At 44.3% G+C, this 12,624-nt stretch carries 11 protein-coding genes; 10 read left to right on the top strand and 1 reads right to left on the bottom strand.

Features of this window, described 5'->3' with window-relative positions; translation table 11 throughout:
- Positions 1–29: 29 nt before the first annotated feature.
- Complete coding sequence (locus tag DT065_RS13975) at positions 30–1,055, bottom strand: AbrB family protein (RefSeq protein WP_114374419.1); 1,026 nt, start codon at positions 1,053–1,055, stop codon at positions 30–32.
- 197 nt (positions 1,056–1,252) lie between these two features.
- Here DT065_RS13975 and DT065_RS13970 point away from each other — a divergent pair, with 197 nt between their 5' ends.
- The 10 genes from DT065_RS13970 (at position 1,253) to DT065_RS13925 (ending at position 12,520) form a co-directional block, all read left to right on the top strand.
- Positions 1,253–2,827: a sensor histidine kinase gene (locus DT065_RS13970; protein ID WP_160112565.1), complete on the top strand. Its 1,575-nt coding sequence runs from the start codon at positions 1,253–1,255 to the stop codon at positions 2,825–2,827.
- 5 nt (positions 2,828–2,832) lie between these two features.
- Positions 2,833–3,510 carry a response regulator gene (locus DT065_RS13965; RefSeq protein ID WP_160112564.1) on the top strand — a complete coding sequence of 226 codons (678 nt, stop codon included), beginning with the start codon at positions 2,833–2,835 and terminating at the stop codon, positions 3,508–3,510.
- 163 nt (positions 3,511–3,673) lie between these two features.
- A complete protein-coding gene (locus tag DT065_RS13960; protein ID WP_114374414.1) occupies positions 3,674–4,648 on the top strand; it encodes a tripartite tricarboxylate transporter substrate binding protein in 975 nt (324 codons plus the stop codon).
- Between the two features lie 14 nt (positions 4,649–4,662).
- Positions 4,663–5,112, top strand: a complete 450-nt coding sequence (locus tag DT065_RS13955; RefSeq protein ID WP_114374412.1) for a tripartite tricarboxylate transporter TctB family protein — start codon at positions 4,663–4,665, stop codon at positions 5,110–5,112.
- A 22-nt stretch (positions 5,113–5,134) separates the two neighbouring features.
- Entirely contained in the window at positions 5,135–6,640 is a 1,506-nt protein-coding gene (locus DT065_RS13950) for a tripartite tricarboxylate transporter permease (RefSeq protein WP_114376326.1), read from the top strand.
- A gap of 232 nt (positions 6,641–6,872) precedes the next feature.
- Positions 6,873–7,916 carry a hypothetical protein gene (locus DT065_RS13945; protein ID WP_114374410.1) on the top strand — a complete coding sequence of 348 codons (1,044 nt, stop codon included), beginning with the start codon at positions 6,873–6,875 and terminating at the stop codon, positions 7,914–7,916.
- Positions 7,913–8,830, top strand: a complete 918-nt coding sequence (locus DT065_RS13940) for a LysR family transcriptional regulator (protein WP_114374408.1) — start codon at positions 7,913–7,915, stop codon at positions 8,828–8,830. The genes DT065_RS13945 and DT065_RS13940 overlap by 4 nt, the downstream gene beginning before the upstream one ends.
- Before the next feature lie 72 nt (positions 8,831–8,902).
- On the top strand, positions 8,903–9,841 hold the full coding sequence (locus tag DT065_RS13935) for a TAXI family TRAP transporter solute-binding subunit (protein ID WP_114374406.1): 939 nt from the start codon (positions 8,903–8,905) through the stop codon (positions 9,839–9,841).
- An 8-nt stretch (positions 9,842–9,849) separates the two neighbouring features.
- On the top strand, positions 9,850–10,335 hold the full coding sequence (locus tag DT065_RS13930; protein ID WP_114374404.1) for a DUF1850 domain-containing protein: 486 nt from the start codon (positions 9,850–9,852) through the stop codon (positions 10,333–10,335).
- Between the two features lie 4 nt (positions 10,336–10,339).
- On the top strand, positions 10,340–12,520 hold the full coding sequence (locus DT065_RS13925) for a TRAP transporter permease (RefSeq protein WP_227002618.1): 2,181 nt from the start codon (positions 10,340–10,342) through the stop codon (positions 12,518–12,520).
- Positions 12,521–12,624: the final 104 nt, after the last annotated feature.

Here is a 12,624-nt window from a genome sequence, read left to right as displayed (position 1 = left end):
TCAGAATAATTATCTTAATCATACTATTTTCAAGCCTTCATCAACCATTTAAACAAGAAGGGCAAAACAATAAAAATGGAAATCACGCGTATGATATGCAAGCTTGCCACAAGCGTCGGTTCGATTTGCAGCGCAACGGCTGTTGAAGCCATTTCGGCCGCACCGGCCGGGACCGTGCTTAAAAGGCTCGTTAAATAGGAAAGAGGTGTTAACCAAAAAAATAACACGGCAATCCCAAGGCTGCATATCAGGTATAGGCCCAGAACCTTCAAACTTGCTGCTCCAATAGATTTTAGCCGCACAACAGTACTGCGCTCAAAACGAATGCCGACCATGGCGCCTATTAACCCTTGTCCAATTCCGGCAAAATATCCAGGCACTTCACCGATATTAACGACAAATTCACTACCCAGAAACCCAAATGCAATCGAGTAGATTAAAATGCCGCCCGGAAAAGACACAAGTCGATTCAAAAAGTAGGATCCTAAAATAATAATAGCAAAAAAAGCGACCTGTAAGGATGTTGGCATCATTAGCCCTGCCGATTGCGCACCCACGTTTCCTTCTCCATATATCATCCCTATGCCAAACGGAATAATAAGCACAAACATTGTAATTCTTGCGGTATGAAAAGAAGCAACAATACGCTGATCCGCTCCATAGTCATTGGAAATCGCGATTACTTCCGAAGCTCCTCCGGGAATCGTACAAAAAAAAGCTGTCCGCCGATCTAGGCTTGTCCAACGATCAAGAAGAATACCCAGAAAAAGCCCAGTAAGTAACGTTAACACTAGCGTTATGAATAACGGAAGCAAATATTGGGTTAATTGTTGAAATAAGTCCGGCTCCATGATAAGTCCAATATTGATGCCCACGATCGCCAATGCCATCTGAAAAGGCCAGCCCGTAAAATCAAACGCACGTATAAATAACCCATAAAATATCCCTGTCAGTAAACCGCCAAGCAACCAACCGGCCGGAACGCCTATAGATGAAAAGAAACCTCCGATCATTAATGCTACGGCTACAAACAAAAGCTTATAAAACTTCATCATTAATACACGACTTTCTTATTTTATACTCCCATGCTTTTACAAGCGCCCCCATACTTCTCCCTCCAATGACTCAACACTTTGCATTATATCATGACTTGATTTTAACGCTAGCTGGTCTTCTTTGTAACGATACGATAAAATATCAAGAAGCGGTCGATAGCCCACAGTTCGTGTATAGTAAATTGGAGGACTTTACTATGCGTCTCTTTAAACATGCAACCGTTCGTACACGTATTGTTTCCATTTTCTTGTTATTGACGTTCTTGCTCTTGTTCGTATGGATGTTTCTTTTTGCTAGAATCGAAATCCAAAATGTGGAACAGGAATATGCTCAATTATCAAGACAAACAGCAAATAGTCTTGCATTTATGCCGGCCATGGCAGAAGCAATTGCCAATGATGAGCCCCGAGAAGCCCAAGAAATCATTGAGCAACTTCGATTGCAAGCAGATAACCCTATCATCACCGCTGCTTCGCAAGATGGCCAGTATGTCTATCACCCTGAAGAAGAAAAAATCGGAGAAAACGTTGATGATGGGCAGTTTACGTCAGCGATCGTCTTTGGCTCTTTTATTACTGAAGAAGATGAAGGCGTTTTTGGTCCAGCGATGGTGACGACTGCACCCATCTATGAATCAGTAGGGGATGGGGAGCAAGTCGTAGGGGCCATAACGGTTGAATATTTATATGAAGATATAAACGCCGCGGTTTTTGACAAATTATCGCGCCTTGCGTTCGTGGCAATATTTGGTATTGCCGGAAGCATTGGAGGCGCACTCATCCTTGGGAAAAATATTCGACGTGATACACTGGGAATGGAACCGGCGAAAATTGCCGAATTATATAGGGAACGGGAAGGGATGCTTGATTCCGTAAAAGAAGGGGTCGTAGCGATTAACAAAGAACAGCACGTGACCTTGTTAAATCCGGCAGCACAAACGACATTGGACGCGTTGCATCTTACAACTGACAGTACCTTCATCGATGTGCTTGGATTATCGGAAACGCTGAAGAATGGCGATATTGTCGATGATGATGAACGCATGCATAACGGCCACGTGTTGATCGCAAGCCGACGGCCGCTTTATGACGGAGAACAAATCGTCGGTGCCATTTGCAGTTTCCGGGATAAAACCGATATGAAACAACTCCAGGAAACAATTGTTCAAGTACAGGGATACTCTGATGGACTACGGGCGCAGGCGCACGAATTTAAAAATAAATTATACGTCATCATGGGGCTACTACAATTAGGAAATAACGAGGAAGCACTTGAATTAATCGAAAAAGAAACAAGTGTCTCGGCGGCGTCAATGCCTCTTTTTCACGCCATTAAAGACCCAGGCGTCCAAGCGATTCTTCTCGGAAAAATGGCGAAAGCGGCAGAGAAAAAAGTACATTTATGGGTGGATGAAAATAGCTCGCTTGAACGAACAGCCTACCCGGTTTCAGACGTAGCTATCATGCTCGGGAATTTGCTCGATAATGCCATTGAAGCGGTAATTTTAGAGCTCACAAAAGAAATTTCTGTGTTCATCACCGACATGGGTAACGATATTGTCATCGACGTACAAGATTCAGGTCCGGGTATCGACCGGGATCTGCTATCGGAAATCTTTCAAAAAGGGTCTTCTTATAAGGGGACCGGGCGTGGGTTTGGCCTTTCAAATGTGCTGCAAACCGCACAGAAGTACGGTGGTGATATTGATGTTTCAAGCCCTGTTGAAGGGGGCGCAGTTTTTTCGTTATTCTTACCTAAGCATTGGGAGTGATGGGAATGAACGTCGTCATTGCAGAAGACGATTATCGTGTATCCCTTTTGCATGAACAATTTTTGCAATCTTTCTCTGAGGTCAATGTAACCGGAAAAGCATTGAACGGGGAAGAATTAAAAGAGCTTTTGATAAAAGAACAACCCCAACTGATTTTGCTTGATATTTATTTTCCCGATATACACGGGACAGCTTTATTGTCATTCATTCGCTCGAACTATCCTCATATTGATGTAATCATCATATCAGCATCCGACGATCGCAACGATTTACTCATAGCGAAACGGCACGGGGTTTATTATTACTTTGTAAAACCAGTGTCAGCTTCAGATTTTCAGCAAATAATGAAACGTTATTTAAAAGACTATGAATGGTTTCAGGAAAAAGCTACCTTCCACTCAAAGGATGTTAAACGCCTATTTGGAAACACTGGCAGTCAACATTTCTCTGAAAAGCAAAGCGAATTGCCTACCGGCATTGATGTTATCACGTTGGAAAAGGTGAAGGAACAACTCTCACATGCGGAAGAAGGGCTTACCATCGACGAGACATGTAGCGCAGTAGGCATTTCCCGCACCACGGCAAGGCGATATCTGGAATATCTTGTTTCCGTATCAAAAGCCGAACCTAAGCTAAATTATGGGGTCATCGGACGCCCGGAACGTGTCTATGTCACAACGTAAGACTAAGCACCCTTTTACGAAGGGTGTTTTTATTATGGTTTTAAAGTACAAAAAAGCAAAAATAGCTATTAAACGATATATGTACGAAATATTGTTGTCGATTTAATGAACATGATAGATTGTATCAAACAATTGAAAGCGATTACTGAAGAGGTGAATAAACATGCGCAAGATCGCGCTTATCTTTGCTGGTTTAGCGATGGCCGGATGCTCAGAAGTTAGTGAGGGAAATGAAGACGCTTTCCCTGAACGGCCGATTGAAATTGTCGCACCCGCTTCTCCCGGAGGAGGATGGGATATGCAGGCTCGATCCGTACAACAATCGATTATTGAGGATGATAAGACAGACGAAAACATCACGGTTGTTAATCAGCCGGGAGGCGGCGGCGAAGTGGGTTGGCAATATTTGTTGCAACAGGACGACCCGCATGTTGTTTCCGTAAATTCCAGTTTGCTTCTGACTGGAAATTTACTTGGCCAAACGGATCTCCACCACGAAGATTTCACTCAGCTTGGCATGCTCTCCACAGAATGGTTGGGAATTGCCACTCGTACAGATGCAGGATTTGATACTGTCGATGAGGTATTAGAGGAGCTTAGAGAGGATCCGGATTCCTTGAGCATATCGGTTAGTCCATCTCTCGGAAGCGGGAACCATCTTTCTTTTGTACAAACCGCTTTAGAAGCCGGCATAGACCCTGAAGAATTGAACTTCCTTGTTTATGATAGCGGCGGGGACGCCATGAACCCCATCCTCGGTGGACACGTGGATATTTTAGTGAACTCCATCTCGGATATGGTTGAACAATATGAAGCCGGTGAAATTGATATTTTAGCTGTGAGTTCCCCAGAAAGGCTTGAAGAATTTCAGGATGTGCCAACACTGCAGGAAGAGGGGATCGATGTTGTATTCCCCCACTGGCGCGGCATTATGGGGCCCCCGGATATGACGGAAGACGAGGTGGAAGCTTGGGAAGAAATATTGAGTTCTGCGGTTGAAACAGAGCAATTTCAAACAGACTTGGAAAATAACGACTTGGATGAATTATATATGAATCGCGAAGAGACAGAAGAATTTTTGACCGAGGAAGAGGAATTTTTTGCAGATATTATTGAAGAAGTAGAACTCGCACCATAAGGAGGGTAATAAAAATGAGAGCGTTTCGTCTATCTTTTCCTATCTTTTTCATCAGCCTAAGCCTGATTTATATGATTATGATCTTTCAATTACCTCCAGCGCTACTGGGAGACCCCGATGCGCCCAAATACTTTCCGATGATCGTCGCTATAGGAATATTGGTTTTTGCAGTGATCGATTTGGTGAATGTACGAACAGAAAATGTAGAGGCCAATGAGGACCTGGCTACCCTTATAAAAAAGGATTCCCTAAAAATCATCGGCGTGATACTCGCTTTATGTGTCGGCTATGCCCTCATTTTTGAATGGGCAGGCTTTCTCGCAGCCACGCTTTTATTTTTGGGAGCATTAATGTTTTATCTAAACGGTTATCGCAGATGGGTATTAAATCTAACAGTTACATTGATTTTCTCATTTAGTTCTTGGTATATATTCAGCCAACTATTGGAGATCAGTTTGCCGTAGGGAGGTTTGAAAGACGATGGATATGAGTGTCATTCTTGATGGGCTGGTCACTGCTTTACAGCCAATTAATTTGTTACTGCTTTTATTAGGGGCACTGTTGGGAACCATTGTTGGTATTTTGCCAGGATTGGGCCCTGCTACCGGGATTGCTGTGCTTATTCCATTAACGTTTGGAATGGAGCCAGTGAGCGCATTAATATTAATGGCCGCTATTTATTACGGCGCTTTATTCGGCGGTTCAAGAAGTTCAATTTTAATCAATACACCCGGAGACGGATCTTCGGTTGCGGCCACGTTTGATGGCTATCCGATGACGAAAAACGGACAAGCGGGACAAGCGATGTCCATTGCTGCCATCGCGTCTCTATTTGGTGGCATTATGGCTATTTTAGGATTTATTTTTCTTGCCATTCCACTTGCTGATTTTGCATTAAACTTTGGCCCTGCAGAATTTGTATTGCTTTTTTTATTTGCTTTATCGATTGTTGTAACATTATCCATTGGGAACACGATCAAAGGTTTTCTTTCGATGTTTGTCGGTTTGGGGATCGCAACCATTGGGGTTGATTTACAATCGGAAGTGCAACGATTTACTTTTGGCGTCCCGGAATTAATCGAAGGCGTGGATTTCATTGTTGTTATTATTGGTATCTATGCCATAGGTGAAGTTCTTTTTAATTTGTTCAATACGAATCAGCCTAAAGCTACGGATCATAAAATTGGAAGTAAGTGGTTTACGAAAGATCAATGGAAACGTTCTTTGGCCCCCATTGTGCGGAGTGGGCCCATTGGTTTTTTCCTCGGTGCTTTGCCGGGATCCGGAGGAACGATCTCTTCACTATTTGCCTATAGTGCCCAAAGACAACTATCAAAGAATCCTTCAGAATATGGAAAAGGCAAGGTAGAAGGATTAGTTGCGCCTGAATCAGCAAACAGTGCGTCTGCTGTCGGAGCATTGATTCCGACATTGACAATGGCGATTCCCGGTTCAGGAGCAACAGCAGTTATGCTGGGGGCCTTAATCATGATCGGGGTAACCCCGGGGCCTCTGCTTTTTGAAGATAGCCCGGATATGGTATGGACGTTAATTAATAGTATGTTCATTGGAAATATTATTCTTGTCGTCCTTAACATTGCGTTAGTCGGCGTGCTAATGAAAGTATTGCATACACCTCCGAAAGTATTGTATCCAATTATCCTCCTTCTATCATTTATCGGGGTATATACCCTTGGTTATAGCACGGTCGATTTTTATATCTTGCTGATTGCCGGGGTCATCGGGCTTTTGATGCGGGTCATGAACTATCCGGTTGTGCCGCTCATTCTCGCGTTAATTGTCGGAGGAGATTTAGAACAAGAGTTTCAGCGTTCAATGGTGATCTATGATAATTCACTGGGAATCTTATTCGCTTCCCCCATTACGATCGTACTCGCCATTTTAACGCTCCTTTCACTCATGTATCCTCTGATGGTTACATGGTTTAAAAGAAGAAAAAGGAAAAAACAACCCCCCACACAATCGCTGTGATCATTTGGCTGCTCGGTTTTGCCGAGCAGCTTTTCTCTATTCATTTCATGATAGAGAGCCCGCCTACAACCTGAGAGCCACCGTCCCCTTCCGTTTATATTCTTTAGTGAATGCTCCTCGTCCTTCAATTTTTTATAAATGAAATAATGAACGTATAACTAATTATTATTTATAACTAAAACTAATATATGTTATCTTATTAATAACAACGAGAAGGCAGGTGGGAGCATTCATGACAAACGACAAAATTGCACTTGTTCCTTATGGGCTCGGTCCAATAGGAAAAGAGATTTTACAGAAAGGAGTGACAGATGAAGCATTTGATGTGATCGGCGGGGTTGATATTGACCCGGAATTGATCGGAAAACCACTGACGTCCACGCTTCAGGGAGAAGGACCGAAAGATGCCTTTGTTGTTTCCGACATTTCCGAACTGTCGGAGAAGGCCGAATCTTTTCCAGGAAAAATGGCCGTTCATGCAACCGGTTCCAATCTTCCTTCTGTATGGCCGCAAATTCGACAATTGCTGGATCATGGCTATCATGTCGTGACCACTTGTGAAGAAATGCTCTACCCATGGAATCGCTACCCGTCGCTCAGTCAAGAGATTGATGACTATGCGAAAAGCAAAGGTTTGGCCGTCATTGGAAGCGGTATCAATCCCGGATTTGTAATGGATTCCCTCCCACTTACCGCCACAGCTGTGACGGATCACATCCACTCGGTAAAAGCGATTCGCCAAGCGAACGTCGGAGAACGACGGGTGCCGTTACAGAAAAAAGTTGGGATAGGAAAAAGCGAAAAGGAATTTCGGCAACTTGCAAAGGATGGCAAAATCGGTCATGTCGGGTTGGAGGAAACCGTTCGCCTCGTTGCCGCCGGATTAAACGTTCAAATCGAACATTTGGAAACAAAACTGGAACCGACGTTTGCTGGGCAAGACTATGAACTTCCCTGGTTAACGCTTAAAAACGGCGAGGTGAGTGGCCAACATCAAACAGCAAAAGCAACCACTTCAGAAAACGTAACGATAGAGATGGAGTTAACAATGGCTTTGGGCGTCGAGTCAAAAGATGAAATCTTCGTCGAAGGAATTGACCCGGTTCATGTCATTATTCCAAACGGAATTTTCGGCGATACCGCGACCGCTTCCATGATCATTAACACCGGAAAACGAATTCTTACGCAACAAAAACCGGGATTATTGACAATGCTGGACGCCGGGCTTCCTTTTCACAGTGTTCGCCCCATCCAAAAAACACAGGTAATCCGATGAATCTTTTATCGTTTCGTTATTTTATGGAAGTCGCCGACACGCTAAATTTCAGCGAAGCGTCCAAACGGTTGCATGTGAGCCAACCCGGTTTAAGTCAGCAAATCTCCTCATTGGAAAAAGAAATCGGCTTTAAATTGCTGAAAAGAACGACGCGACAAGTGTCCCTGACGGAAGAAGGCGCCTATCTTTACGAACAATTATATCCATCTTTCCATAAAATTGAAGGCCTTATTAAGGAAGTCGTTGAATCTAAAAAAATTCCACAAGCAACGGCAAGGATATCATCCGTCCCATCAGCGGCCAGCATCTGGCTTCCAAAATTGCTGAAAAAAATGCAAGCGAAGCTTGATACGGTTGAGTTATATATTGAAGAAACGACATCAGCGCAGGCCATCGAAGCAATAAAAAAACAACAAAGCCACCTCGCTTTTATTCGTACGCCTGCGGATTTAAATGAACTTCGGAATATGGATATCGCTGCATTGGAGCTTAGCAAACATCCGTTGTTGGCCGTCCTGTCCAAGAACCACCCGTTGGCCAACGAAACAGCCATTGATTTGAAAGCGCTTAAAGAGGAGCCTTTTATTCACTATCATCCAAAAAATTCACCATCGCTTTACTATTTATTAGAAAGAGCTTGTCTCGAAGCAAGTTTTGTGCCAAACACCCTGTGTGTAGGTCCTGAATTGCGGACGATTGAAAACTTGATTAGCCATGAAATCGGCGTCACGCTAATGCCTGCTGATATGGCCGATGTCATGACAGAAGCGCATGTAACATCCATCCCTATCGCGGGTGAAGACTACATGAGTTCCATCTCACTGATTTGGGAGGAAACGCCTTACACCCCTTTTATTACGAAAGATCTAATCGCCATTGCAAAAAAAGAATTTCCTTATTTTAAGCATCAATAGGGATTTTTTCATAGTTTTATAATATAATGACACGGGAAATTATTTTAAATTTTTTTCAGGGAGGTCAACATTATGAAAAAAATACTGGCCAAGACACTTGCCATCGGTTCAGCCACGGTACTGCTTACCGCTTGCGGTGATTTCGAGGAAGAACTTGAAATTCTCACAGGTGGTGAACAGGGCGCTTATTATCCATTGGGGGGCCAACTTTCCACATTAATTAATGAAAACGTGGAAGAGTACGATGCTTCGCATTTTGCCACGAGCGCTTCAGTCGTAAACTTGAACGATATTGCTGATGACCAGGGTGACCTTGCTTTAACGCAAAATGATACCGCTTACTATGCCGTCAACGGGGACGTTGACTTTGAAGAACCATTGGAAGGGTTTGGCGGAATGGCTACCCTTTATCCGGAAGTCATTCAGATTGTAGCCACTGAGGCCTCCGGTATTGAAACCGTTGATGATTTGGAGGGCATGAGCGTCGCCGTCGGGGACGCAGGTTCGGGGACCGAAGTCGTTTCCCAACAAATTCTTGAAGCCCACGGCATTACGTATGATGATATTACGGTAGAATACCAAGACTTTGAAAACGCTGCCGATGGCTTGCAGGATGAGAATATTGATGCTGCGCTAATGGTTGCGGGAGCCCCGACGGGTGCCATTGAAGCGTTGGCTGCCCAACAGGATATTACAATGGTTGACGTTGATGAAGCTGTAGCTGGCGAACTGATTGAAGAATACCCGTATTATACCGAGCATGAGCTTGAAGAAGGTTTGTACAATGATGAGGACGATACAGTGAGCACGCTGGCTGTGCAAGCCATGCTCGTCGCCCATGACGAATTGGATGATGAAATTGTTTACGAGGTGATGGAAGTAATCTTTGACAACACAGATAGTTTCGAAACCGCTCATGAGTCCGGTAGTTATATTGATCTCGAAACCGCAGAGGAAGGCATGCCGATTGATTTGCATCCGGGTGCTGAACAATTCTTTGAAGATCAATAGGTGAGATCATGAGGAACATCCTTCTCTTTTTGCAAGGGAGAAGAGGAATCTTCCTCCTCTTCCTTGCTATCCTTCTTTTGTTGATCGTCTTCTGGGAGCAAACACCGAAGTTACAAGTGGTCGCTACAGAGACCGATGACGTCTTATTCGAAGAAGAGATTCAGCCGGGAGATACATTTTACCATGAATATATTCATTCGGTGATGAAAACGCCGATTCGGGAAGTTTTTGAGATTAATGATGATTTTGAAGTCGTCCCGAAAGAAACGTGGACCAAGGCCTTTGGTGCAGGCATCCCCTATGAATCCAACGAGACGATCCGTAAAGAGGATGGCTTTTACGTCATTCCCGATGATGGCAGAGTCGTTGAAGAGTTACGATTAATCCCATCCAACCTCTACACACACACCTTTCAATTTAAAGATGAAAGGCTCTATTTATCGGAAATGGAAGAAAATAACCGACGTGTCATGATTCACGTGCAAGGAGGGTAGCGTGATGGCAGATACTTCAATGCAAAACGAAGAAAATAAGGAAACCATTGAAGCTCCCGAAGCAACAGCAGAAAAAGCGATAGAAGTAGAAGGAAGCGACCGGAGCGTCTTTGGTTGGAAAGCGATACTGATTCTCATCCTCTCTATTGCGCTTTCTCTTTATCATTTATATACGGCCGGTTTCGGTTTGATCGTATCCACAAACCAACATTTATTTATTCACCTGCTTGCAGGGCTCATCCTTATTTTCCTTATTTTCCCTAGAAAAAAAGGGCTCGGTCAAACGACCATCGTCTGGTACGACATCGTTCTCTCAGGTGTAGTGCTCGTTGTGGGCTCCTTTGTCATGATGAACCAAACGCACCAAACGATCTTGCAGGGAAATATGGAGATAAGCCATATGATTGCCGGGATTATCATGATCTTGTTACTTCTTGAAGCTGCCCGGCGAGTGGTGGGGAAACCCTTGTTAATTATTGCTATTATATTCATTGCCTATTATTTCTTAGGGGATTATATACCTGCACCCTTTGGCCACGGTCGGGCAAATTTTGAACAATTCATTTATGAAATGATGTACACATCGACAGGAATTTTAGGCACACCGTTATCTGTTTCGGCCAATTACGTCTTCATTTTTATTTTGTTCGGGGCGATTTTGGAAGCGACAGGTGCAGGTAAAATGTTTATCGACCTGGCTCTTCGCGCGGTCGGTCACTTTCGGGGCGGACCGGCAAAAGCAGGCGTCGTTGGCTCCGGGTTTATGGGCTCCATTTCCGGAAGCTCGGTCGCAAACGCCGTCACCACCGGAACATTTACGATCCCGCTCATGAAGAAAGTAGGATTCCGGCCACAAACATCGGGCGGCATCGAAGTGGCCTCATCCTCGAGTGGGCAGTTATTACCACCGGTCATGGGGGCTGCCGCCTTTCTGATGATCGAGTACACGCCTTACAGCTACGCGCAAATTATGATTTCCGCGTTAATCCCCGCGGTATTAACGTATATCGCGATCATCTGGATGGTACACATCGAAGCGGTGAAACACAACATCCAGGGACTGGCGAAGGAACAGCTCGTTTCCGGACGAAAAAGTTTCATACAGCAAGGATACCTGATTGTTCCGATCATCGCACTTGTGTATTTTGTCATAGCTGGAAACACCGTCTTCAATGCTGCCTTTTATGCGATCGTAATGCTTTTGACAGTTGCTATTCTCGCCCATCGTCTAAGAGCACGCTTTGGAGCAGGGTTACTGATCGCGGGTGTACTGGCAGCGATTTCGTATGGTATGCATCATTTCTTCGGTTGGCACATTGAAATATCTGGCATGATCGCGATCGGTACCTTTATTTGTGTGTTCTTCGTGTTCTTTCAAAATAAATTCAAGATGGACGCTGCCCCTGTGAAATTCGGGTTTCGTGAAATAATGGTTAGCCTTGAAATGGCTTCACGAAAAGCACTCACCGTCATAGCCGCCTGTGCCACTGCTGGTATTCTCATTGGAATCATTAACTTAACAGGGCTATCCGGTTCACTCCCTACCATCATTGTAGGGTTTGCAGGCGATAACTTGATCATTGTTCTCTTCTTTACCCTTATCGCATGTCTTATCGTCGGACTTGGGCTACCAACAACAGCGACTTATGTTATTTTGGCTTCCATGATCGCACCAGCGCTCATCGAGATGGACGTGCCGATTATGGCCGCACACTTATTTGTTCTTTACTATGGTGTGCTTGCCGATGACACACCTCCGGTGAACTTACCGGCGTACGCCGTATCCGGGATCGCCAAATCAGATCCGATCATTACCGGCGTTCAAGGCTTTAAGTATGACGCTGGAGCTTTATTACTCCCCTTTGTGTTCGTCATGAATACGATCATCTTGTTTTTGCCTGAAAATCAAGGGATGTTTGCCTGGTATGAAATCGCGTGGGCCTTATTCGCCGCCCTCATTGGAGTACTGGCGTTCGTGACTGTTATTCAAAATTATATGTTTGTGAAATACCGCTGGTATGAATTTGTGCTGGCCCTTAGTTCCGCACTTGTATTCGTTCACCCCGCTTTTGTTTCAGACCTCATTGGTATTGCACTCTTTGCGCTACTCGTTTGCATTCATTTGCTGCGCAAGAAATCGATAGACCGAAGGAAGGGAGCCAACGGAGCGGAAGTGACGGCTTAGATAAAAGAAGCCTGCCGAGGTTTTTTATAGCCCCGGCGGGCTTCTTTTTTATATCAGCTGAATCAGCGAATACATTGGCCAAATCGTGAATTTTATCAGCCAAA

Source organism: Salicibibacter kimchii (assembly GCF_003336365.1).
GTDB classification, from domain to species: Bacteria; Bacillota; Bacilli; order Bacillales; family Marinococcaceae; genus Salicibibacter; species Salicibibacter kimchii.
The sequence above is the reverse complement of the archived record's forward strand: the minus strand, read 5'-3'. Positions and strand labels throughout refer to the sequence as shown.